Raw genomic sequence first — 21,781 nt, 5'->3', positions numbered from 1 at the left:
GCTGCCACGTTGGTGCTGCTTTTCTCTGCTAAATCCGGACTGGTGCAATCAACGGCGCCCTCAGGTTTTGCACGCTGTGGCCGGATCGGTTGCCGTCCGTTATCAGCGCTAAATCGACTCAAGCCACACACGGATGTTTTTTCAAGTCATGCCGCAGCCCTATTCCGCGGAACGCTCCTGCGTTTTCGATACGTACTGGAACTTCGCAGCGGAGCGGCTGAATATGTATTATCGTCGGCTTGCAGGGGCCTCATCGCCCTGGACCGCAGATCAGATCCTTCAAGCCCACCGCTTCACGAATGTTTATCGAGTCACTGACCGCGTGAGCCAGTACCTAGTGCGTGAAGTGCAATATGGCGATGGCCGGTCGCAGGCTCTCGACGAGGTCTTTTTTCGCACTCTGCTGTTCAAGCTTTTCAACAAGATCGAAACTTGGGAGGCGCTGGAAGCTGAAACTGGCCCAATCGGCTGGCAAAGCGCCGATCTCGAACGTCTTGATCGCACCTTGCATCGCCTCATCGGCCAAGGCCAACGCATCTATTCCGCTGCTTATATCATGCCGTCCCCTGCTTTTGGCGGCGAGCGCAAACACAGTAATCATCTGCGTTTGCTGGCGCGAATGATGGATGATGGGTTGCCGGCGCGCATCGCGGCCGCGACTAGCCTTAGATCGGTGTATGAGCAACTGCTGGGCTATTCGGGTATCGGAAAGTTCCTGGCATTTCAGTTCACGATCGACCTGAACTACTCGTCCATGCTCGATTTTGCTGAATCTGAGTTTGTCGTGGCGGGCCCCGGAGCGCATGACGGCATATCTAAATGCTTCCCTGGAGCTTCACCGGCCGACGCGGAGCGCCTGATTATGGCGGTTACCGAACGCCAAACGGAAGAATTTAAACAGCGCGGCATTGTTTTCCCTGGACTGTACGGACGTTCGCTTCAGCCAATTGATTGCCAGAACCTGTTCTGCGAAATCTCGAAATATTCGCGTGCCGCGCATCCCGAAATCAAAGGCATAGCCAACCGCCAGCGTATCAAGCAGGCATATCGGCGCACGCATCGTCCAATCAGTAAGCCATTCTTTCCACCTAAGTGGCATCTTGAGGTGGGGCCGATAAATGCATCAACCGACAATGATTTAGGCAGCTACGGGGATCAGCCACGGCTTCTCTGAAGCGTCTGTTTTGGGACGCTTGGATATATTTCTGCTTGATACATAAGTTTTGACCTGTGCACGTTGGTGCATGGGGAGGCACCGATGCTCGTATCGGAATATCAGCGATTCGTGATCGAGAGCGATCAATTCGAAGATCGTTCGCAGTCTGACAGGCTCGACATTGCGCTCTATGGCTTGGCTGGTGAGGTCGGTTCTGTCGTTGCGGCGATTAAAAAGCGCCTGCTTGGCAAAAAGGAATCCAATTGGCAGCTAACCAATGAGGAAATTGAGGAAGAACTAGGCGATGCCTTTTGGTATAGCTTCCAGCTCGCCGAGATTCTCAGCGCTGATCGATCAGTCAATATTCTCACTCACGATATCGACCATCTACGCGCTGAGATTGGCGCCGAAAATGTCCGTGCGCGTCGGATTGAGGGTGTGCTCACTCCCGAGCGCAGCCAGAGGTTTCTAGACGAGGCCAGGGACTTTCCGCGTGATGCGGGGGAGATCGAGGTCGACAGTTACCAAGTGCTGGCTTTTCTTACCGCCAGGACCGGTGACGCGACACTGGTCGAAGTTTGCCTCGCGGTGCTCTGGCAGCTGAACGCGGAGCTGCTGCGGCAAAAGCTTCCCGAGATCGAGCGAGAGCTCAACCGCACGCTACCGGACCGGGATATGAATGACGTCGTTGGGGAAGTGATCTGGCATTTGTCGGCACTAGCAAGCATCTATTCACTCAGCCTCAGTGATATCTTGAAGCGGAATATGGAGAAGGTTGGAGCGCGGCGCAGGGGCGCGCGCACCCCGCTATTCGACGATGGCTTTAAGCCCGCCGAGCAGTTGCCGCGCCAGTTCGAAATTGCCTTCGTCACTCTCGGCGATGATCGCGCGCGCATGTATTATAAGGGCAAGCGGCTCGGCGACCCTTTGACCGACAACAGCTATGAAGATGATGGCTATCGGTATCACGATGTGATGCATCTCGCGAATGCCGCTGTCCTCGGTTGGTCACCAGTTCTGCGCAAGCTTCTGGGCAAGAAACGGCGCAGTGAGCCCAAAGTTGACGAAGTTGAAGACGGCGCCCGGGCGCAGATCGTCGAGGAAGCGGTCATCAAGGCGATTCATTCCGAAGGGCTTCGCTTGGCACGTCTCGAACGAGATGAAGATGCTGAGCAAGCCAGACTCTTCCCCGACCGCAACGATATCAGCTTCCGCTTTTTGAGGCTTATCAGGACTTTCGTTTCTGACCTGGAGGCGAGGGGAAATTCGTTTTGGGAATGGGAAGAGGCGATCTTCGCGGGCCACGAGATGTTCCACAGGTTGCGGGCCGAAGGGCAGGGAACGATCACGGTCGATATGGACAAGCAGTCGCTCGTATTTCGACCAGAAGTCTGCATCGATATTAATGGGTCCGTTGCTGCCTTCGGTTCGGCCGTGGTGCTTTACACTTCCAGTGAAGACGAACTTCGGGCTCTGCTTACTAATGTCGAGAAGGATCGCACAGAATTTGCCGATCTAGAGAGCCTGCGCGTGCAGATCGTGCGCAAGTGTGCGATCCTCGATGCGCTCGGCTTAGGTGAACAGGCTGATGCGCTGCACAGCTCGTTGGACGTCACTCCGCTAGATACGCATCGTATCAGCGTTCGGGGAACCGGCGTCGTCGAAAGTGCCTTGCGCGGACGCCACATCGTGCGGTTTCGCACTACGCTCGCGCGCTCTGGCAGCGCGATACATTGCACGGCGTTGGGTATGGCAGATCCTGGTGAGTGAGGTCCGCTAAAGAGCGATCCGTTGCCAGTCCGCTGGCTCACCAAGATAACCGCGCTCGGGTTGTGCATCGAGCCAATCCAGCATCGCCGCGAGCCGCTCCGGCGAGAAATTGCATTTCCAACCCTGCCGCTTGACCACGAAATCGCTAAGTGCATCGGGGATTTTTGGGCCCTTAGCGCCCCAATATGCGAAATCATACCCGACTAGCACTTTGTCGGTCCGCCCAGTATCGCGCTTGAGGTTGGATGCACTGCACTCACCTCCCGGCTCGCTGTGGAATGAGTCCAGCCATTGCCAGGCGCCAGTTTCCGCATCGCGATGGTAGATATTATCGCCGTGTCGCTGCATTGCGCTTCCGCGCATCGCTGGTTTCTTTAAAACGAAGCGTGGATCTCCCCAGTAATCGTCGAAATTGATAATCGTATCGACGCGCATCCAATAGCTAAGATGCCCTTGGCGCCCTACCTTGGCGCTGCCTGTCCCCATGACGATGTCGCCGAGCTTCGCCTGCTTGCGAATATCTGGCTTGCAGCACGCCAAGGTGCACGCGCCGAAAAACGGATTTGGCGCGAACCCGAGATCGTGCTCGATCACGTAGCTATGGAGCTTCAAGTCAGCAGTTTCTGTCGGTTTTTGGCGCGTCCTGCGGCGTACCGGTAGGCGTGTCATAGCTTGGTTCGTCCATGCCGCAGATAGCCTTGCGCACGCGCGCCGCGTCCCAGATTACCTGATCGGCACTATATTTCTTGAACGCGGCTGGCGCTTCGCCATCGAATCCCTTCGCCCAAATACCGATGATCCTGCGTCCCGCGTTGGCTGCAGCGATCATCGCGGCTTCAAATCCGGCATCGTCATCCAAGCTTGCATCGAGAAGGACCAGCAATACGGGGTTGGGATTGAGGCAGACTGGCGCGTTCGCAGGCGGTAACTCGCCGTCCAACGCGAGGCCTGCGGAGGTAAGTAACATGCGAACCTCAGCGATCGTGTCTGGGGCAGTTTGATGCAAGATGATCGAAGGCACGAACCTCATTCCTCCCCAAAAGCAACGATGCAGAACCGTGATTCTTCTAAAGCAAGCCAAGCCCGAAGCAAAAGGCCTAATTTAAGCAGTCAGGGTATGCGCAGTCGATTGGGTAGATAAGGCTACATCTGCATCATTCAGGTGAGCACGCGTAGTTGCTCCATGTTGGGAGTCAGGCCTCTCAGCTCCGTGTGGTCTCGACAAATGTGCTAGTCGGCTCCCTGACGGAGGCGCATTGCCAGTATCACGTCTTTCGGTTTTGCAGACACCGATTGAACGCAAAGCTCTTGCACTGACAGAAGATAATAACGCGGCGTTTCGCGCTGTGGCGCGACCGTGCTCTACTACGCTTCGCTCCACCGAGCCCCTAGCGGGTCTCGGCCGCTCACGCGGCGACGATCACTAACGCGAGCGCCGGCGGAACGCCGGCATGCGGACGGCGCTGATGCGCCGGCGTTGCCTGCCGGCCGCGGCCAAGGGGGGTGGGCGTCGCTGCCCTCTAGTCCCGCCGCGGCGCGCCGCAACCCGCTGCGCGGGTCCTCCACTGCGTTGCGGCCCTGCGGGTGCCGCCCGCCGCTCAAGCGGGACTGCCGGTCCGCTCCTTGCCGCCCACCCCCCTTTTCCGGGGCCGGTGCGGTGTTTGAAGAGGAGTAGGACAGATGGAACTCAAGCATATCGACCTCGCCAAGCTGAGCGTCTCGCCCGTCAACATGCGGGGCGGGAGGAAGGCGCCGGACCTGACCAACATCCTCCCGTCCGTGCGGGCACGGGGCGTGCTGGTGCCGCTGATCGTGCGGGCGAACGGGTCGCCTGACACCTTCGAGATCGTGGCTGGCAGGCGGCGCTACCATGCGGCACTCGCGGTCGCCGAAGAGGGCGGGGGCATCGACGCGCTGCCCTGCGCCGTCATGGAAGCGGGCGACGACGCAGCGGCGCTGGAAGCCTCGCTCATCGAGAATGTTGTCCGGCTCGATCCTGACGAAGTGACACGCTGGGAGACGTTCACGCGGCTGGTTCGCGAAGGCCGCAGGCCCGAGCACATCGCCATCGTGTTCGGGCTGACCGACGTGCAGGTCAGGCGCACCCTGGCGCTGGGCAATCTGCTGCCGCGCATTCGCACGCTCTATCGCTCCGAGAAGATCGACGCGGTGACCGTCCAGCACCTGACGCTCGCCTCCAAGGCGCAGCAGCGCGACTGGCTGGCGCTGGTGGACGATCCGGACGGGCGCGCGCCGGTCGGCCAATCTCTCAAGGCGTGGCTGTTCGGCGGCGCGTCGGTCCCGACCAAGATGGCCTTGTTCGACCTCGCCGGGTTCGATGGTGAGGTTGTCGCCGACCTGTTCGGCGAGGACAGCTATTTCGCCAGCGCGGAGCAATTCTGGACCGCGCAGAACGCTGCCATCGAGCAGCGCGCCGAGGCCTATCGCGAAGCGGGCTGGCGCGAGGTCGTGACCCTCGATCCCGGCCAGTATTTCCACAGCTGGGAGCATGAGCGCCGCGCGAAGCGCAAGGGCGGCAAGGTCTATATCGCCATCGGCCATCATGGCGATGTTACCTTCCACGAGGGCTATATCGGCATCAAGGAAGCGCGTGCGCTCGCCAAGGGGGCATCTGGCGAAGCGGCGACCGAGAAGCCGAGCCGTCCCGAAATCACCGCTGCGGGCAACGACTATGTCGACCTGCATCGCCATGCGGCGGTGCGCGCCAAGTTGGCGGACACGCCTAGCTTGGCGCTGCGGTTGGCGGTTGCGCACATGATCGCGGGTTCGCCGCTCTGGTCGGTGAAGGTCGAGCAGCATCGTTCGGCAAGCGATACGGTGACCGAGAGCGTAGAGCTTTCGGCTTCCGAGACGGCGTTCGATGCGAAGCGGCGCGAGGTGCTGGCGCTGCTCGGCTTCGACGCCGACACGCCCACGGTGACCGGCGGGGAAGGCGAGGGGATGGTTGCCCTGTTCGTCCGCCTCCTGCCGCTCGACGACGCGCAGGTGATGGCTACCCTCACCATCGTCATGGGCGAGACGCTCTGGGCGCGCAGCGAGATGGTGGACCTGCTCGGGGTGCATCTGCCGGTGGACATGGCCCCGGTCTGGCAGCCTGACGATGCCCTGTTCGACCTGATCCGCGACCGCGAGGTGCTGCTCGCCATGGTCGGAGAAGTCGCGGGCAAGCAGGTCGCCGACGCCAACGCCAAGGAACCCGGCAAGGTGCTCAAGGGCATCATCCGCGACTGCCTGAACGGCAGCAACGGGCGGGCCAAGGTCGAGGGATGGGTGCCGCGCTGGCTGCGCTTCCCGGCGTCGAGCTACACGCCGCGCGGCGGTGTCGGCGCTGCCGATCGCTCGGCTTCGGTGGCGGCCTTGCTTGCTCAGAGGGCCGAGACGACGGAGCCCGTGGTTGAGCCGGTCCGCAAGGCCGCATGACCTTCCTGTCTATGCCAGCACCGTCAATCGGCGGTGCTGGCTCCCTGAGTAGGATTCGAACCTATGGAACAGGAGCTGCCGCACACCGAGTTGCTTCGGCGCATCCGCAAGGCGCTGGATACAATGGACGAACTGCCTCGAGCAGTGTTCGACCGGTACCGCTTCCGCGATCTGGACTATGCCCGGATCGCCGAAGAACTCCACATCGAAGTCGCCGAGGTCGAGTGCTATCTGGCCGCCGCGATGCTGCATATCCTTCGCTTTGTGGACGGGATCGGCGGGCCTTGAGCCCGCCGTTTCCACATAACCACTTGGCATTTTCGGCCCGAACGGCGAGTTTGAAACGATGAAGACCGGCCTCGATCATCTGCCCCCTGCAAAGCAGCGCGAGCTGGAACGCGTCGTCCAGATCCTCTTCGAGGAATTCGGCGACGCGACCGCGACGGCGACGGTCGATTGGAAGCGGCAGGCGCGCATCCTCAAGGTCATCCTTTACGGCAGCTATGCGCGCGGCGGTTGGGTCGATGAGCCGCATACTGCCAAAGGCTATCAGTCCGACTTCGATCTGCTGCTCATCGTCAACAACGAGAAGCTCACCGACCGGGTTGAATTCTGGCTGCGCGCCGAGGAGCGGCTCAATCGCGAACTCGCGATCACGAAGACGCTCCGGACCCCGGTCAACTTCATCGTCCATACGCTGGCTGAGGTGAATGACGGGCTCGCGCACGGGCGCTACTTCTTCATGGATGTCGCCCACGACGGCATCGCGCTCTACGAGAGCGACGACACGGAATTGCACCAGCCCAAGCCGAAGACGCCCGAGCAGGCGGTCGCGATGGCCCAGGAGTATTTCTCGGAATTTTACCCCGCGGCTGTCGATTTTAAGGAAAGCGCAGACCATCTCATCGCGAAAGGTCGGTACAAGCGTGCGGCCTTTCTGCTGCACCAAGCGAGTGAGCAACTCTACCATTGCGTGCTTCTGGTCTGCACCTTCTACACGCCGCACGTTCACAATCTTGGGTTCCTCCGCACGCAGGCTGAGCGCATCGATCCGCGCCTGATAGACGCTTGGCCGCGCGACAATCGCGCCGACCGCGCCCGTTTCGAGAAGCTCAAGGAAGCCTATGTGAAGGCGCGCTACTCGAAGCACTATCGCATCAGTGCCGAGGAACTTGCTTGGCTGGGCGAACGCGTCGAAGAGCTCGGGCGCATCGTGATGGCGGTCTGCAACGAACGGATCGATGGCCTCGCGAAGGCCGCCTGACCCTTACTCTTCCTCCATCTCGCCATCTTCCTCCTCGGGATACATCCCGAGGTCCCAGATCGAAAACGGGCGATAGTCCTTCTCCGGAGTGTCGAGAATCGACGGCGGCGATTTACGGAGCGGGTCGATTCTATCTGCTTGTGCTAACGCCCATGCAGCCCAGCTCCCATCCGCATCGGAAGTGCTGCGCGCGGCCACGAAAGCGCGGATTTCTTCAGCGCGCCGCCAGTCGCGGGCGTCGTCCTTGAGCTGGGCGACAGCCTCACGCTCGTCTTCGATCCGGTCCCTGAGCGCGGCGCGGCGCTGTTGTTCACGATCGTGGCGCTCCTGCTTGCGGCGCTGCTCATCGCGCTCGGCAATTCGCCACGCGGCCAACCTGCGCAGCCCGAGCATGACATCGCCGAGGCAGTCTTCGACCTTCCGGGATTGCCCGTCCGTCCAGCTCTGTCGCAGCCCGGACCCATAGGCCGGATCGATCTTGAGCGTGAGCGCGCCGGTCGGCACATGCTGAGATTTCGGCGTCCAGACGAACCCTCCGCGATCTTGTTTTGCCTGCTCAGCGGCAGTCATCCGATAGGGCTCGCGGCGCATTCGCTCCTCGATGGAAAATGCGAAGTCCATTCCGTCGACGACGATGCGTAACTGCCCCTGCCAGCGCGATCCCTCGCACCCAGGTTGAAACTCGAACCCGCGCTCGTCGCACGCCTTGGCAAAAGCATCCGCGATCCTGAGCGCCCGGTCTTTGGAATCGGGGTGAATGCGCACGAGAAAGGCGTCCTGCACGACGCTGTGAATCGCGCCATAGTCATCGGGCTTTCTTGCTCCGAGCGCCCTTCGCAGCGCCTGTGTCGCCACATGCGGACGATCAAGTCGCTCCGGAACCGTGATCGCAGCTTCCGCCGCTTCCGCGACACTGGCCGGTTCCTGTGGCTTCGAACCCGGCGCCGCAATCAAGCCTTTCGGCTTCACGCGGATGTCGATTTCGCCGGCACCAGACCATTCAGGGAGCGCAATCTTGCTCGGCGACTGACCGGCTTCGAGGCGCTGCCAATAGCCCCTCGACGGCACCGGAATTCGGTTCTTCACGCAGATCTTTTTAAGCCCGACATCGGACAGGGCGTAGCGAGCCGCCGCCGTTTTCATCGGCTCGCTCCACACCAGATCGTAAAGCTCCTGGCGGCTCAGTCGCTCGGTCTGAATGTCGTAACCCCCTTCAATGCAGGTACGCGCTATCGCCGTGATGCAGTCCTCGGCGATACCTACGGCAAGCGCATGACAATGGGCCAGTGTGTCCACTGGCATCCAGTGACGTTTCTAGTGTCGGAAGCTGGGCGGGCAGGGGAGATTGGGCAGGTAAGGCAAGATAAAAGCGGTGCCTCCACGAGGCCCTGTAAGTGGCGTCTGCACGTCGTTTTCTATGGAGGCATGGCCAGGGCCATACCTCCAAGCGCGGGACTGATCCTCGACAATCCCAGCATTTCTGCGGGTCTGCGCCGAGCCCAAATGGAGGCCCTTGAAGGTGTGCTCAGGCGCACCCTCATCTGACGCTTTCCGGTGAGGAAGTGTCATGGCCCAAGATGATTTCGAGCTTTGGTTGAGGTCAATTGGCAAGGATCGCCGGTTCGCTCAGCAGCTCCGCAAAGCGGCCAATTTGGCCGGCGGCGCGCAGCGATCTTCGGTCGCCCGCGCGCGGCGCTTCGACGGCAGTCGGATCGGGCGCGGCGCCGGTGTCGGTCGGGTGCTAGGATCGTCGGATCGTTTTGCCGGATTCCGGTCGCGGCGCGTGGTCGTGAAGGCGCGGTTCGTGAAGCTTGCCGGCAAGGGCGCCAAAGCGGCGGCCGCGCACCTTCGGTACCTGCAGCGCGACGGCACTACACGCGAAGGCGAGCGTGGCACGCTCTACGCTGCCGATCACGACGTTGCCGACGGCAAAGCATTCCTCGATCATGGGGCCGGCGATCGACATCAGTTCCGCTTTATCGTCGCGCCCGAAGATGGCGCGCAATATAAGGACCTGAAGCCGTTGGTGCGGCGCTGGATGGCCCAGGTCGAACAGGATCTTGGCACGAAGCTCGATTGGGTGGCGGTCGACCATTTCAACACCGGCCATCCGCATAGCCACGTGCTGGTGCGCGGGGTGGACGATCGCGGCAAGGACCTGATCGTCGCCCGCGAGTATATCAGTCGCGGGCTGGCCGGTCGTGCCGCCGAGCTGGTCAACCTCGACCTCGGGCCGCGCACCGATCGGGAGATATTCGAAGCCCGCCAGCGCGAGATCACGCAGGAGCGGTTCACCGGGATCGACCGCAAGCTGTTGCTCGCCCGCGAGACCGACGGACTGGCATCGTCCTGGCACAGCGACAGCATCGAGCAGAGCCTGCGCGCGGCCCGCCTGGGCACGCTAGCGAGAATGGGACTGGCGACAGACGAGGGTAGGGGGCGCTTCCGGCTTGCCGACGATCTGGAGGACACGTTGCGCACCATGGGCCGCCGCGGCGACATCATCGCCGCCATGCACGCCCAGCTCAAGCAGCGGGCGCCCGAAGTGCCGCTGCAGGACTATGCGATCTACGATCCCGCCAAAGGAAGGCCGCTGGTCGGGCGCGTTATCGCCCGCGGGCTCTCCGACGAGCATCACGACCGCCACTATATGATCGTCGCGGCGACCGACGGACGCAGCCATTATGTCGAGCTTGGCGAGCGATCGATCTCGGAAATGCTCGACCATCCTGAGATTGTGAAGGTGACCCCGGTGGTCGCGGTCGTCCGACCGGCAGACCGGATCATTGCCGAAGTCGCCGCCGCCAATGACGGGATCTACAACGTGGAACAGCATCTCCGGCATGATCCGACCGCCAATCAGCGCTTTGCCGAAGCGCATGTGCGACGGCTCGAAGCAATGCGGCGCGGGGGAGGAGACGTCGAGCGGCTGCCCGACGGTAGCTGGAAGATCGCGCCCGATCATGTCGATCGGGTGCTTGCGTTTGAGCGCAGCGCGGCTGCGGCGCTGCCCGTAGAGGTAGAAACCCTGTCCCAGCTGCCGCTCGCGCAGCTTGCGCGGCACGACGGCGTGACTTGGCTGGACGAGCAGAATTTGGCGAAGGAGCCGGAAACGCTCGAGCGCGGCTTCGGCGCACAGGTCCGCCAGGCGCTTGCGCTGCGCCAGCAATGGCTGGTCGAGCAGGATCTCGCTTGGCGCGATGGGGATGCGATCCACTTCCGCGCCGGCATGATCGACGTGCTGCGCCGGCGTGAGCTGCGGCAGGTGGCCGGTCAGCTCTCGAAAGAGATGGGCCTCGGCTACGCCGAGCACCACGGCGGCACTGTCGAGGGCACCTATCGCAAGGCGGTGCAGGTTGGCTCGGCCAAGTTCGCGGTGATCGAGAAATCGAGGGAGTTCACGCTCGTACCCTGGCGCCCGGTGCTCGAGAAGCAGATCGGCCGGCACGTATCCGGTATTGGCCGAGGCGACTCGATAAGCTGGTCCTTTGGACGGCAGCGTTCCGGCCCGGAGATCGGCTGACAGGTGGCGTGAGTTGCCCCGAGCAGGCACTTGCTGACACCACTGGGGTACTGTTCTCCGGTCGTGCAATGGCGGATTCTGCGCGTATGCAAACGCGTAAGACCCGCCACCAATTCTACCTTCCCGACGACCTGTCGGCGAAGCTCGACGCGATGGCGGCGCAGCCGGGTTCGTCCAAGACCGCGATCCTGACCGACGCGCTGACCGCCTGGTTCGATCGTCGCGCTGGTCATGAACTGGACCAGCGGTTCGGCGCCCGGCTCGACCGGCAGAATCGCATCGCCGACCGGACGGAGCAGAAGCTCGACTACCTCACCGAGGCGCTTGGCCTCTTCATCCGGCACCAGCTTACCCTCACCGCACACCAGCCGGCGTTCGATGCCGAGACCAACCGGCTCGGCCGCCTTCGCTTCGACGAGTTCATGAAGCTCGTTGGGCGCATGCTCGCCCGCACGGCGCCGGGACAAAGCTTACCCACCGTCAACCCCCCAGAAATGGGGATAGACAAATGAAGGAACGCATCATGCGTCACCTGCCGCGTCGCCCGCTCGGCGACCTGTCACCCATCACGTTGAGGATTGCCGACGCATGCCGCGTCACCGGCATCGGTCGATCGAAGTTCTACGAGCTGATCAAGGCTGGCGAGATCGAGGTGATCAAAGTCGGCGCAATTACGCTCGTGCCGATGTCCGGCATCAAGGCGTTGCTTGAGCGTGGCCGCCCAACGACAGCCGAGCGCGCGCAAGCCAGCTTGGTTGAAGCGATGCATCCGTTTCTGGCGAACGCCATACTGACCGCGAGCATCGCGGGAATGTCGGAGTCAGTTCGCCGCGACCTGTTGTCGAAGGACGAGGCAACGCGGACGAAAGCAGAAAACGGTATCGTGAAGCGAATGATCGCGGGGCTTTATGAGGCGCAGGACAAAGAGCGTATGACCGCTTAGTGGCCCAATAGGCGCCGCTCGGGCCCCTCGAGCCGACGCCCCAAAGCGGACATTCCGTCTACACGGGAAGCGAACAGCAGCAAACGGTCCTCTAACCCGACAACTTCGCGATAACGGGAATCCGTAGGAGCCTGCGCCGAAGAGTGTGGATTGCAGAGCAGGGCCATGTAATGACTTGCGGCACTATTTGTCCTTTTCACAATTTGCGTCGATGGCATTTTCGATTTGTCGAAAGATCAGTGCCGGTGGGGAGCGTCATGCCATTGCAAATGGGTATTCAACTGATTGTCACGGTCGATAATGGCGCCGGGGCGTACAACTGCGCCGCCTTCGACGGGCTGGCACTACCTCATCCGGTTCTTATCCAATTCGAACATGTCGGCTCACCTACTGCGCGCAGTCTTATGGACCGGTTGGCCGCCGCGCTCCTCGCCGAACTGCAAAGTGCCGCCGGCGCCAACCGCTTGCAACCGCCTTGCCAAGGGACGGCCAAAAGCTGCCATGCGATCGAGGAAGCTGATTGCCACAAGCTCTTGGTTCTCGTTGGGGACGGCGTTAGGGCCGCCGCGCCTGGCGCAATAGACCCACGATGGCTCTCCGCGCTCGGTAACTTTCAGGTACTGCCCGTGTTGCCCGAGGGCGCACGCCCGAACGCCTCGACCCTGCTCCCGCACCCACTCAGCGCGATCAACGTCGCGTTCTGGAGTGGTACGGTTGAGGAAACCCTGCCAGCGTTGTTCGGTGCATCGGGTGTGACTGCGGCACAGCCGCGGATCTTCATCAGTTACCGGCAGAGCGACACCGCCGCTGCTGCAATCCAGCTCTTCGACGCGCTTTCGCACGACGGCTTCGAAGTATTCCTTGATCATTTCCGTGTGCCGCCCGGCGTCAATTTTCAGGCACGGCTGCGCCAAGAGCTGGGCGACAAAGCAATGGTGCTGGTGCTTGAGTCGGCTAACCTCGCCGCTTCTCCGTGGGTGGCCTTCGAAATCGCCGAAGCGCGGGCGTGCGGCCTCGGCCTAGCTGCGCTCAATTTCACTGGCGCACCGATTGTCGCTGGCATCGACCCCAAACTGCGCCATCAACTTCGGGCGTCCGACATCCAAGCCGACGGAACCATTGCCGGCATCTGCCTCGATCACGTCCGCGCCTTCGTGCGCAGCCAACACGATCGAGCGTTGCTTCGGCGACGCATCATGCTTGAGCAGTCGTTTGAGCAGGCCGTCATACAAGCCGGGGGCAACGTGCCCCAGCGTCAGCCCGACGGATCATTCCGGGTCGGTGGGCCGGGGAAAACCTACCAAGCCTGGCTGACTCCACGACCGCCGGAGCTGCCCGATTATCACCGCGCGCACCTGGCGACGCTGCCGCCGGCCGCCGGGGTTATCATTGGCCTCTCGCAGCTGATGGAAGTGTCGCGTCAGCGCCAGCACCACTGGCTCGCCGGGCTGTGTCGGATGACACTCGTCGACGAGGGTATGATGGCGAGCGCAGCTGCCGACATGGTGGGAGGCAGACTTTGAGCAGGGTAAAGCGTGGTTTGCGGCTGCGCGGCCGCTCCGTCATGCTAGCAACGGGAGTTCCCAACGCAGATCTCGCCAAAAGCGACACGCTCACGCCAGACCTATGGGACATCGACCAAGCGATCGTCGCCCTCGCACGCGCGGTCTTCGCGGAGGGCGGTAGACTCGTCGTCCAAGGTGACGCTCCGCTGACGCTGCTTCTCGGCATGGTCGCCGGCGAATACCAGACAACGCGGTTCGCCGAGGGTGCCGGACCCGGCGAAACTGATCTCATGCCTGCTGTTCAGATTTTTCGCCACAGCGCCAGATCGGACCGTGAGAGCAAGGACGAAGCTTTGCTTGAGCGCTTCCGTCTGATCGAGGTAGGCGACGACAGACCGGACGGAAGCTTCGAGGACTCGCTTGGAGCGACGATGATCGCGCGCACCTATCCCGTCGCGTTGATCTGTATAGGCGGCGGTGCCGAGGTCCGGGAGCAGGCGCACACTTTCGCGAAGAAGGCCCCCGACCGCCCTATCTTCGCACTTAAGACGACGGGCGGAGCCGCAGCCCAGATCGCCGCGGACCCCCATTTGGGCCTCGACTTTTCGTTTGACGTTGCCGTCGCCGAACAAGTGCGGAGCCGGACCCGATCGCGGCTCGACAGCACCATCTTCGAGTTCGATCAGCGCCGGATTGAGCTAGAGGAGTTCAGCGTGCCCTACCCACTCATCATGCAGATGATCATCGAAAAGATCGTCGGCGGCGATAGCATGTTCGCGACCTAGCCATTGTCCGATACAGGGCTAACTGCCCGGCATTTTGCAACAGGTCTCAGCCGTGGCGTTCCCTAGAAATTGTCGTCAAGCAAGAGGCTGTGTGCCGGCTTGCGCCGCAGTATCATCCTGCCGCATCGATCTCCTCAAGGAAAAGACGGCTTCGACCGAAGCAACGATCGCGATGGTCCTGGTGCGTTTGACGAAGGTGAGATGCTCGAATTCGGCGGGGCGGCCGGTCGCCGTTTACGCCCCTTTTTTTAAATTCCGTGCAGCGCTTCGCGCCCAGTGGGATGAAGCGCTCAGATATAGTGTCGAAACGGCAAGGGTGGCGGATCGAGCTCCGGCGGGATTGCCGTAAGCACTCGACCAACGCGATCAGCAAATCGTAGAGTAACCGGCATGCCGTCAGCATATAGGCAGGCGTTAAAGTTCACCTTCGTGAGCGCGAGGACATCTGTCATTACAGTGCGCAAGTCTGCATCACCGCGACAGATGTCAATGAGCAGCGGGTTCGGGACCTCGCGTCCCTGGTAGGTTTGCAGCCGCGGCACAAAACCTAGAGTCCAGAGCAGGCCCATCCGTTCAGAGAAGGGCATGGCCATTCCCCTGAGCGATGTATAGCGATCGTCGCGATAGAGTTTGCGCAAGCCGTTTCGTTTGATCCGGACGCCGACGAGGGTAGTGCCTTCAGGAACACCCGCCTGAAAGCCTGCCCATTCGGCATCGTTGAACCGCGCGCGACCGTGGATGAAAATTTCCTTCGGCGCCTCTCCATGTTGCGAATGGTAGCCTGCGATGGCCTTGCGGATCAGCGCTTCAGCATGAGCCTCGTCGAGATGATATTCCCGCGTGTCGTCGCTGTACCAATCGCCAACTGCGCCTTTGAAGACAAGGCCATCGCCGTCGGACAGGAACATCTGCGCGCCACAACACGCTTGGCTACCCGACCGTTCGTCGAGCTTCTTATAGACCATCCCGAGATAGCAGACGCCGTGTCGGATGCCGTCGAGGCGCCAGGGCTGGCCCCCTCCCTTGTAGAAGGCCCCGGTCGCCAGGTTCCAGGCGATATCGACAGGATCCTGCAACATGCGCGCCGGTGCGCCGCTGGGCCGTGTGAAGGCGTGGGGAGCGAGCGTCGTTTCGCGCACGACTTGAATCACGGCGCGTGAAGCGAGCAAGCGTCCTTTCAACTGGTCGCGAAAGTCGCGAGCGTAACGGTGCATCTCAGCACTTTTGTTTACCTCTTCAAGAAAGGCGAAATAGGGTGCGGAGGCCAGAGTCTGCGCTTGTTTGCGGCTGAGAGCCTCATCCTGATTGGTGCGTTCGGCCACAGGAACCGTGGATTGTGGCCGGCCTCGCTCATAAATCGACTCTGGGATCACCACGAACCACATGTCGACCGGATAGTCTTCCTCGGTTATGTAGCGCGCGATCCGGCTCTGGTAGAGGCCGACCGTGTTGTAGATTCGCTGGTGGCCGTCGGCGTGCCGAAGCGCCTCCTCAATCTCCTTCGGATCAATTACGAGCGAGGCGACAGGCCGCTCCGACCAGCTACATTTAAACGTGGCCTCGAAGCCAGGGAACATGGACTGTTTGGGATCTCCTTCCCGCGAGACCGACACCGCGCCTTGGATCGAGGCGATCCACTGTCGCAAATAACGAAGGCCCTCCGGAGTTCCTATCGCGCCGACCCGCAATTCCTTGGGCTGACGGTGGTCATGGACGGGTCCGAAAGCCGTGAGGCCATCCTTGGGATGCTCCATCGATTGCCCGTAGCCGAACACACATCTGGGCTCCGGGATGTACCATAGAGCCGTCATTGCGCGTCCTCGTCCTCAAGATCATCCCAGCCGTCGACAGCCGTACCGGCTTCCGGATCCTCCTCCGGAACCTCGTCATCTGACCCCGGCTGACGCTCAGTCTCAGCAACCGGCTTAGTATCCACTGGTCGGATGCGCGGCTTGGTGGCTGGCGGATCGAACGACACCGGGCTCGTGTAACGCTCAGGTCGCGTGTCGATAATGCACACCTGGTCTTGCGATACAGGCAGTTCGATGCGCCCATCCTCAGAAAGCCGCGCAAAATAGGCGAGATGCAGCGTTCGCCATTGCTCGTTGAACCACTGCTTGCAGAAACTGCGGCGGATTTTGTGCGCCTTGTCTGGATCACCCAGCAGGTTTCGACCGTTGGTGGTAAAGGCGACATGGGCCTCGACATGGGCCTCATCCACGTCGCCAAGCGAGAATTGCAGTCGGGGCGCATAATGCCAATGCATCGCAATGACCCGCGTCTCGCCCGATTTCTTAGTCTTAACCCCATAGAGGAAGCGCTTGCGCGGTCGCCCGTCGAAGTCGGTGAACCGCACGAAATTGCCCTCAATGGTGCCGGCCGGCCAGAACCAGCCGGTGCGCCCGGACGCCAGCGTCAAAGGTTCAAGACCTTGACCAAGACAGAAATGGTCCCAAGCCTGCCGCAGCATGTTGACGACATGGTTCGAAGCGTCTCGCCTGGAAACTATCGGATCGCCTTGCTTAGTCCGCCCTTCCAGAAAGGCTTCGATACTCGTCTCGGCGCGCAGTGTGATCTGCATTTCAGGTGGCAGGTATGATCGTACCTCTTCTAAGCCTGCGAAGGTGACAAGCAGGGCGTCATTTCTGACGCTCGGCACCGGGAGCATGTCAGGAATCTTTTTGAGTGTGTCAGCACTCACTCGCAGATTGTAAAAGCGCACATGAGGCGGCAGCGCTTCGAGCCCGAGCGAGTTTGTCATGAGTTCGGTGTTCCGCTCGATTACCCGATGCCGACCCTCGAACCAGTGGGTGACCCATTGACCGACGGCCTGCGGCTCGGCGCTCTTGGGAAATTCGTCGCGCGCGAGCAGTTTAAGTAGCCTGGCGAGCCCGTCAGCCCACGAAGGATGGAAAGCGATCGCATTCTGGCGTGCGACCTGCATGGGAAGATCACTGCGCTGGAGCGGCGCCAGCGTAACAGGGACGATGAATTCATCGTGCTCTATCCCGAGGCGCTCCGCGGTCGCGGCGGCCCGTTCTATTTCGTCGAGCACGCCGTTTTTCGAGCGCGTTACTTTTGAGACGATAGCGACCGTTTTTCCAATCACCGTATCGAAAGCTTGTTCAATGCCGCTCCAAAACCGCTCTCCCCCAATCAGCTGAGTCGCTTCTGACCAGACACGATATCCGGCGTTGGCCAGCTGCATGCCGAGCCAGGCAGCGAATTCGGTATCCTCTGGCATGGCATGACTGAGAAAAATGACATCTCTCGGTGCCTCGCCGATTGCATCTTTCAAAATCGGGCCCCCTTAAGCATTGATCGTCTGTCTTTGGCCTTTAATGTCTCATGTCTCTAGGCCTTTCCAGAGGCGGCAGTTTGCAAGTTTGTCGACAATCGTCTGCTTGATGTTCGTGCTTAATCTATTTCCGCCTATCGCGCATGAAGGGGACGTATGGGATTGAAAGAAGAGAGCCTAGTGGCACTTAGAGTGGCGCACCTGGCCATGATCCAGGGCGTCATCACCCGCATGTCAGGGTTCAGCGCCAGCGCTAAGACTTTCACCATCACCATCCTCGCGGGTCTTGCTGCCATATCGCTCCAAGCGGATGCCGTGCAGCTGGGCGTGATTGCGATGATCGCAGCAATCACGCTGTTCCTCGTCGATAGCTACTACATGACCTTGGAAGTGCGCTTCCGTAATTTCTATGACGAGGTTGCCGGGCGCGACTTGGACCAAGCTGGCGATTTGAAAATCGCGCCATCGGTCAACCCTGGAGACACCAAGAAGGCCATCAATAGCAAGTCAAACTGGCTTTTCTATGGACCAGTTCTGTTCGCCTGTGTCTTCGTTATCGGATATGGCTTGATCCATGAGCGACAAACCGAACGACTTCCTCGACCAGATACTACGTGCGTTGAGCAACCCGCCGACGCCGGGGCCGCCACCCCAGGAAAACGCGTTGAGCCGTCTACTCAGCCCACCTCCCGCGCCAAGGGGGATATTGGGCACTTATCTGGACAATCCACCGGCACCGCCGGCGGTGAGGGGATTGTTCGGAGCGAACCTGCAGCCGAGCGCTCTGGGCGGCCTATTCGGGCTGAGGCCGCAAGCAACTCCATCCGCTAGTCTCCCTGCTCCTGCGCCGCGTGTGAGACGCGTGTTCTATTCCTTCCACTATGCGGACGTGAACCGGGTCAATCAGGTTCGGCAGTCTGGCAAGATCAGACCCATCGACAGCGAACGGGTTAAAACCGTCGAGGACCGGAGCCTGTGGGAGGGTAAGAAGAGCATCAACGAGGAATATCTTCGGAGATCGATCGCCAAGAACATCGTGGGCACTAGCGCGACCTGTGTTCTCACCGGTGAGCATACATGGAGGCGGCCTTGGTGCCGGTTTGAAATTGCCCGATCGCTACTCAACGGCAATGGGGTCTTTGCCGTCCGGATCGACCACCTCTATTGCATCGGCCAACGTTGCTACGGGACCCCAGGGCCGAACCCGCTCGACTACATAGCGGTTGGAAGGGACGATCAGGCTCGCATCTACGTCTACGAGTATATGGACGGGGGCTGGAACAAGATGCCTACGATGACGAAGCAGCTTATGCGCTGGCCTAGGTGGCTCCAGCCGGTATCACCGGGTTACGTGCGGCAGCTTTCCTCTGGGGCGCCGATCTACGACTATGAAAGCCAGAACGGATCCCGTCTTCTTCTCTACTGGGCTAACCAAGCTGCGAAGGCGGCAGGACGCTAGGTCAGATTACGGGCGCATTCCGGCACGGTCTTGCGACGGTCGAATCGGCACCCGTAAGTTTGATAGATTGCGAGGCGGCCATCGGCGTCGCGCCGTTTTCGTCAACCGACATCGAGGCCCAGCTTAGAAGCTATGTCGCGCGACCCGAACTGAAATCCTCTTGGAGGGATCCGACGTTCGAGTATGCCGGGCTGCCGTACAGGGTGCACGCGACACCGTAGAATCCTGCATGGCCAGAGGAGGAGGGGCAGATTGAGCATCTACAACAGTGATCGGTTCATAAAGGAGCTGAAGGAGCGCCCGGAGAACTTCTACATCGTCCACTATTCGTGCGAAAGTCTTTACGACGAGAACGAGGCCCTTTCGCCCAAGATCACTTCAATTGCGGTGACGCATTATGCGACCGAACAGACTGTCAGCTTCTCCACCCACGCGATCGCGGAGGAGCTGCATATTGCGCGCGAGCACGTGCGCGACAGGTTCGACGAGATCGAGAAGAAACTTCTGACGGACTTTTACGAGTTCGTCCGGGATCGCCGCGACAAGCATTGGGTTCACTGGAACATGCGAAACCTCACCTTTGGGTTCGAGCATCTTGAACACCGCTATCGGGTGCTTGGGGGCGTCAGCGCGCCAGTCATACCGGTCGAGCGGCGCTTGAACCTCAACGACCTCCTAGCCGATCGCTATGGCGGAAAATACGCGCCTCATCCCAAGATGAAGTCGCTCTGGGATCTGAACGGCGGCGTCCACCGGCACTTTCTCGACGGGAAGGAGGAGGTTCAGGCGTTCCAGAACAACGAGTTCATCAGGATGCACAATTCCACCCTGGCGAAGGTGGGCTTTTACTTCAGCGTAATGAAGAAGCTGGTCAGCGGAAAGCTCCATACAGCGTCCCGCGGCTGGGGAGTTGCCCTCGACCGCATCTTTGAGAGTCGCACGGCCAAAACGGTCGGGCTGTTCGGCACGACCGTGACGATTGGCGTCGGCATCTGGCAGGCCGGTATCTGGTTCGGAATAATTAAGGGCTAAGGAGCGACGATGGGCCGGCCTCAGCATTACAGCCTCGAAATTGCCACGCGTTGCCAGCGCCTGATCGAGCAACTGAACGACAAAGTTGGCGAGGATCGTCGCCTAGTCGACGAATGGGGCGGACCATTGCGCACCACGTTCTTGCTAGCGATGTCGACACCAATGCTGGTTCTGCCAATGGAGCGACTCTTTCGACCTTTATTTGGCAAAGGTGGCGTGGCCAGCGATCTCGAGCTCGATCCGATTCTCGCCTCACGCGTAAGCGATACCTTCGGTCATGACCGTGCCTTCGGAAGCGCGTCGTTTTTTGTCGCTGACAGCTGGGCCTACGTCGCGGTGACGGACGTCTTTCCGGTAGCTAAGACATGGCCCCAGGAAAAGTTCGCTGCGCTCTCTGCGCCTGAGGCGATGACTGCGGCGGCTTCCGCTCCTGCCGCTGACATATTGGAATGCTTGCGAAACGCGCTTGCTCATGGCGGGATCGCCTATCTCGACGCGCACGGTCAACAGACAGACGACGCTACGGATATGCTGGCTTTTGTCGCCAGGACACGGGACCGAAAGGCGCTCCAACTCCTGCGAATCTCAGTCGATGGCTATCAGCAATTCTTGCGCGGCTGGAGTAACTGGCTAAGCGAGCGCCAAGTTGAGTATGGCCTAGCCGAGGACGGACCCGGGTGGTTCAACCTAGACCGCGCTGATCCGCCGAATGGCAGCTGAAGCCCGTCATCTTACGCGCACGCGACCCGTCTCGCTGACCGATTAACAATGCCCGGTTTCGGGTTTTCAGTTCGGATGCTGAAGACCGCAATTGAGTGCGAATCATACACTCGCCTGCGTCCGCCGATCCGGAGGCGAACGCCGTCCATCCGGGAACAATCCGTGAAAATCCGCCGATTTCCAGCTACGGTTTTGCAGTAAATCTGCAGTAAGTTGCACGAATGTGCAGCTATAAGGCAGCTAAGCGCTTGAAATCGCTGGTGACCCCTACGAGAATCGAACTCGTGTTTTCGCCGTGAGAGGGCGACGTCCTGACCGCTAGACGAAGGGGCCGTTAGCGCTGCGGAAGCGGGCAATTACGGGTAGGTGGCTAAGCCGTCAAGCGCCAAAGCGGAATAATATTTCGCCTTGGCTTTTCGGTGGCAGGCCCGGCCGGGCACCGGCTGCGAGTAGCAGGCGGAGGGAGGTATTTCCTTGGTATCCGCTATTGCCGCCGAGCGCCTCGGTGCTGCCGGCGGACTAGCCGGTGACAGGCAGGCGCAGCGTGCCGTCCGGCTCGTACGCGACCTGGCTATAGGCCGTCACGACATCAAGCGGCAGCGGCGCGTAGAGGTGCGGGAACAACTGGCCGCCGCGCGACGGCTCCCACTGCACCGCATCGCCCATAGCTTCGAGATCGACCGCGGCGAGCCACAGGCCGATCTGGCCGGCGAAATGCTTGTCCAGCGTCTCCTCGACCTGCGCGGCGGTGGAGAGGTGGATATAGCCGTCAGCCAAGTCGATCGGCGCACCCTCGAACACACCCTCATGCTCCAGGACGTGCATCTGCTCGGCGGTGAGGATCTTATAGGCGGTGTTGTCGGGCATGGCGCGTCTCCTGGTGTT

Annotated in this window: 20 protein-coding genes and 1 tRNA gene; 14 read left to right on the top strand and 7 right to left on the bottom strand. The window is 60.8% G+C overall.

Annotated features, from left to right (window positions below; translation table 11 throughout):
• Positions 1-148: 148 nt before the first annotated feature.
• A complete protein-coding gene (locus tag AC1RJ5_RS03105; protein ID WP_493111660.1) occupies positions 149-1,174 on the top strand; it encodes a nucleotide kinase domain-containing protein in 1,026 nt (341 codons plus the stop codon).
• An 84-nt stretch (positions 1,175-1,258) separates the two neighbouring features.
• Positions 1,259-2,926, top strand: coding sequence for a MazG nucleotide pyrophosphohydrolase domain-containing protein (locus tag AC1RJ5_RS03100; protein WP_493111658.1), 1,668 nt, complete (start codon positions 1,259-1,261; stop codon positions 2,924-2,926).
• Positions 2,927-2,932: 6 nt separating this feature from the next.
• Here AC1RJ5_RS03100 and AC1RJ5_RS03095 read toward each other — a convergent pair whose 3' ends face one another.
• Positions 2,933-3,595 carry an Nmad2 family putative nucleotide modification protein gene (locus AC1RJ5_RS03095; RefSeq protein ID WP_493111656.1) on the bottom strand — a complete coding sequence of 221 codons (663 nt, stop codon included), beginning with the start codon at positions 3,593-3,595 and terminating at the stop codon, positions 2,933-2,935.
• Positions 3,540-3,947 carry a hypothetical protein gene (locus AC1RJ5_RS03090; protein WP_493111654.1) on the bottom strand — a complete coding sequence of 136 codons (408 nt, stop codon included), beginning with the start codon at positions 3,945-3,947 and terminating at the stop codon, positions 3,540-3,542. Before AC1RJ5_RS03090 ends, AC1RJ5_RS03095 begins: the two co-directional genes overlap by 56 nt.
• Before the next feature lie 659 nt (positions 3,948-4,606).
• On the opposite strand from AC1RJ5_RS03090, the gene AC1RJ5_RS03085 reads away from it, so the two are divergent.
• From AC1RJ5_RS03085 to AC1RJ5_RS03075, 3 genes are all read left to right on the top strand, one after another.
• Entirely contained in the window at positions 4,607-6,367 is a 1,761-nt protein-coding gene (locus tag AC1RJ5_RS03085) for a ParB/RepB/Spo0J family partition protein (RefSeq protein WP_493111652.1), read from the top strand.
• A gap of 63 nt (positions 6,368-6,430) precedes the next feature.
• Positions 6,431-6,655 (top strand): sigma factor-like helix-turn-helix DNA-binding protein, encoded by a 225-nt coding sequence (locus AC1RJ5_RS03080; RefSeq protein WP_493111650.1) that lies wholly within the window; start codon positions 6,431-6,433, stop codon positions 6,653-6,655.
• Positions 6,656-6,713: 58 nt separating this feature from the next.
• Positions 6,714-7,631, top strand: coding sequence for a HEPN domain-containing protein (locus tag AC1RJ5_RS03075; protein ID WP_493111648.1), 918 nt, complete (start codon positions 6,714-6,716; stop codon positions 7,629-7,631).
• A 3-nt stretch (positions 7,632-7,634) separates the two neighbouring features.
• Here AC1RJ5_RS03075 and AC1RJ5_RS03070 read toward each other — a convergent pair whose 3' ends face one another.
• On the bottom strand, positions 7,635-8,927 hold the full coding sequence (locus AC1RJ5_RS03070; protein WP_493111646.1) for a hypothetical protein: 1,293 nt from the start codon (positions 8,925-8,927) through the stop codon (positions 7,635-7,637).
• A gap of 271 nt (positions 8,928-9,198) precedes the next feature.
• On the opposite strand from AC1RJ5_RS03070, the gene rlxS reads away from it, so the two are divergent.
• The 5 genes from rlxS (at position 9,199) to AC1RJ5_RS03045 (ending at position 14,387) form a co-directional block, all read left to right on the top strand.
• On the top strand, positions 9,199-11,154 hold the full coding sequence (gene rlxS / locus AC1RJ5_RS03065; protein WP_493111644.1) for a relaxase/mobilization nuclease RlxS: 1,956 nt from the start codon (positions 9,199-9,201) through the stop codon (positions 11,152-11,154).
• A gap of 86 nt (positions 11,155-11,240) precedes the next feature.
• Positions 11,241-11,666: a CopG family transcriptional regulator gene (locus AC1RJ5_RS03060; protein WP_493111643.1), complete on the top strand. Its 426-nt coding sequence runs from the start codon at positions 11,241-11,243 to the stop codon at positions 11,664-11,666.
• Entirely contained in the window at positions 11,663-12,097 is a 435-nt protein-coding gene (locus tag AC1RJ5_RS03055; protein ID WP_493111641.1) for a helix-turn-helix domain-containing protein, read from the top strand. The genes AC1RJ5_RS03060 and AC1RJ5_RS03055 overlap by 4 nt, the downstream gene beginning before the upstream one ends.
• A gap of 269 nt (positions 12,098-12,366) precedes the next feature.
• On the top strand, positions 12,367-13,620 hold the full coding sequence (locus AC1RJ5_RS03050; protein WP_493111639.1) for a toll/interleukin-1 receptor domain-containing protein: 1,254 nt from the start codon (positions 12,367-12,369) through the stop codon (positions 13,618-13,620).
• Positions 13,617-14,387, top strand: coding sequence for an SLOG domain-containing protein (locus AC1RJ5_RS03045; RefSeq protein ID WP_493111637.1), 771 nt, complete (start codon positions 13,617-13,619; stop codon positions 14,385-14,387). The genes AC1RJ5_RS03050 and AC1RJ5_RS03045 overlap by 4 nt, the downstream gene beginning before the upstream one ends.
• Before the next feature lie 290 nt (positions 14,388-14,677).
• Here the strand turns inward: AC1RJ5_RS03045 and AC1RJ5_RS03040 are convergent, their stop codons facing one another.
• Positions 14,678-16,141, bottom strand: a complete 1,464-nt coding sequence (locus AC1RJ5_RS03040; protein ID WP_493111635.1) for an argonaute/piwi family protein — start codon at positions 16,139-16,141, stop codon at positions 14,678-14,680.
• Positions 16,142-16,194: 53 nt separating this feature from the next.
• Complete coding sequence (locus AC1RJ5_RS03035; RefSeq protein WP_493111633.1) at positions 16,195-17,685, bottom strand: toll/interleukin-1 receptor domain-containing protein; 1,491 nt, start codon at positions 17,683-17,685, stop codon at positions 16,195-16,197.
• A gap of 207 nt (positions 17,686-17,892) precedes the next feature.
• Here AC1RJ5_RS03035 and AC1RJ5_RS03030 point away from each other — a divergent pair, with 207 nt between their 5' ends.
• From AC1RJ5_RS03030 to AC1RJ5_RS03015, 4 genes are all read left to right on the top strand, one after another.
• Positions 17,893-18,516 carry a hypothetical protein gene (locus AC1RJ5_RS03030; protein WP_493111631.1) on the top strand — a complete coding sequence of 208 codons (624 nt, stop codon included), beginning with the start codon at positions 17,893-17,895 and terminating at the stop codon, positions 18,514-18,516.
• Between the two features lie 31 nt (positions 18,517-18,547).
• The gene (locus AC1RJ5_RS03025) at positions 18,548-19,144 is read left to right on the top strand and encodes a TIR domain-containing protein (protein WP_493111629.1); all 597 of its coding nucleotides are present in this window, start codon (positions 18,548-18,550) and stop codon (positions 19,142-19,144) included.
• A 252-nt stretch (positions 19,145-19,396) separates the two neighbouring features.
• Positions 19,397-20,176, top strand: a complete 780-nt coding sequence (locus tag AC1RJ5_RS03020) for a hypothetical protein (RefSeq protein WP_493111627.1) — start codon at positions 19,397-19,399, stop codon at positions 20,174-20,176.
• Between the two features lie 9 nt (positions 20,177-20,185).
• Positions 20,186-20,896, top strand: coding sequence for a hypothetical protein (locus AC1RJ5_RS03015; RefSeq protein WP_493111625.1), 711 nt, complete (start codon positions 20,186-20,188; stop codon positions 20,894-20,896).
• A 258-nt stretch (positions 20,897-21,154) separates the two neighbouring features.
• On the opposite strand, the gene AC1RJ5_RS03010 is transcribed toward AC1RJ5_RS03015, so the two are convergent.
• Together AC1RJ5_RS03010 and AC1RJ5_RS03005 are read right to left on the bottom strand one after the other, a co-directional pair.
• Positions 21,155-21,229: transfer RNA gene (locus AC1RJ5_RS03010), tRNA-Glu, on the bottom strand.
• 186 nt (positions 21,230-21,415) lie between these two features.
• Positions 21,416-21,763: a DUF952 domain-containing protein gene (locus AC1RJ5_RS03005; protein ID WP_493111623.1), complete on the bottom strand. Its 348-nt coding sequence runs from the start codon at positions 21,761-21,763 to the stop codon at positions 21,416-21,418.
• Between the last annotated feature and the right edge of the window lie 18 nt (positions 21,764-21,781).

This window comes from Sphingomonas sp. GW822-FHT03G08, assembly GCF_058801135.1.
The sequence above is the reverse complement of the archived record's forward strand: the minus strand, read 5'-3'. Positions and strand labels throughout refer to the sequence as shown.

Coding starts and splice junctions, on each gene's coding strand:
- AC1RJ5_RS03015 (WP_493111625.1), top strand. CDS start 20,186: ATGGGCCGGCCTCAGCATTACAGCCTCGAAATTGCCACGCGTTGCCAG.
- AC1RJ5_RS03050 (WP_493111639.1), top strand. CDS start 12,367: ATGGGTATTCAACTGATTGTCACGGTCGATAATGGCGCCGGGGCGTAC.
- AC1RJ5_RS03105 (WP_493111660.1), top strand. CDS start 149: ATGCCGCAGCCCTATTCCGCGGAACGCTCCTGCGTTTTCGATACGTAC.
- AC1RJ5_RS03080 (WP_493111650.1), top strand. CDS start 6,431: ATGGAACAGGAGCTGCCGCACACCGAGTTGCTTCGGCGCATCCGCAAG.
- AC1RJ5_RS03040 (WP_493111635.1), bottom strand. CDS start 16,141: ATGGAGCATCCCAAGGATGGCCTCACGGCTTTCGGACCCGTCCATGAC.
- AC1RJ5_RS03055 (WP_493111641.1), top strand. CDS start 11,663: ATGAAGGAACGCATCATGCGTCACCTGCCGCGTCGCCCGCTCGGCGAC.
- AC1RJ5_RS03100 (WP_493111658.1), top strand. CDS start 1,259: ATGCTCGTATCGGAATATCAGCGATTCGTGATCGAGAGCGATCAATTC.
- AC1RJ5_RS03085 (WP_493111652.1), top strand. CDS start 4,607: ATGGAACTCAAGCATATCGACCTCGCCAAGCTGAGCGTCTCGCCCGTC.
- AC1RJ5_RS03060 (WP_493111643.1), top strand. CDS start 11,241: ATGCAAACGCGTAAGACCCGCCACCAATTCTACCTTCCCGACGACCTG.
- AC1RJ5_RS03005 (WP_493111623.1), bottom strand. CDS start 21,763: ATGCCCGACAACACCGCCTATAAGATCCTCACCGCCGAGCAGATGCAC.
- AC1RJ5_RS03075 (WP_493111648.1), top strand. CDS start 6,714: ATGAAGACCGGCCTCGATCATCTGCCCCCTGCAAAGCAGCGCGAGCTG.
- AC1RJ5_RS03030 (WP_493111631.1), top strand. CDS start 17,893: ATGATCCAGGGCGTCATCACCCGCATGTCAGGGTTCAGCGCCAGCGCT.
- rlxS (WP_493111644.1), top strand. CDS start 9,199: ATGGCCCAAGATGATTTCGAGCTTTGGTTGAGGTCAATTGGCAAGGAT.
- AC1RJ5_RS03095 (WP_493111656.1), bottom strand. CDS start 3,595: ATGACACGCCTACCGGTACGCCGCAGGACGCGCCAAAAACCGACAGAA.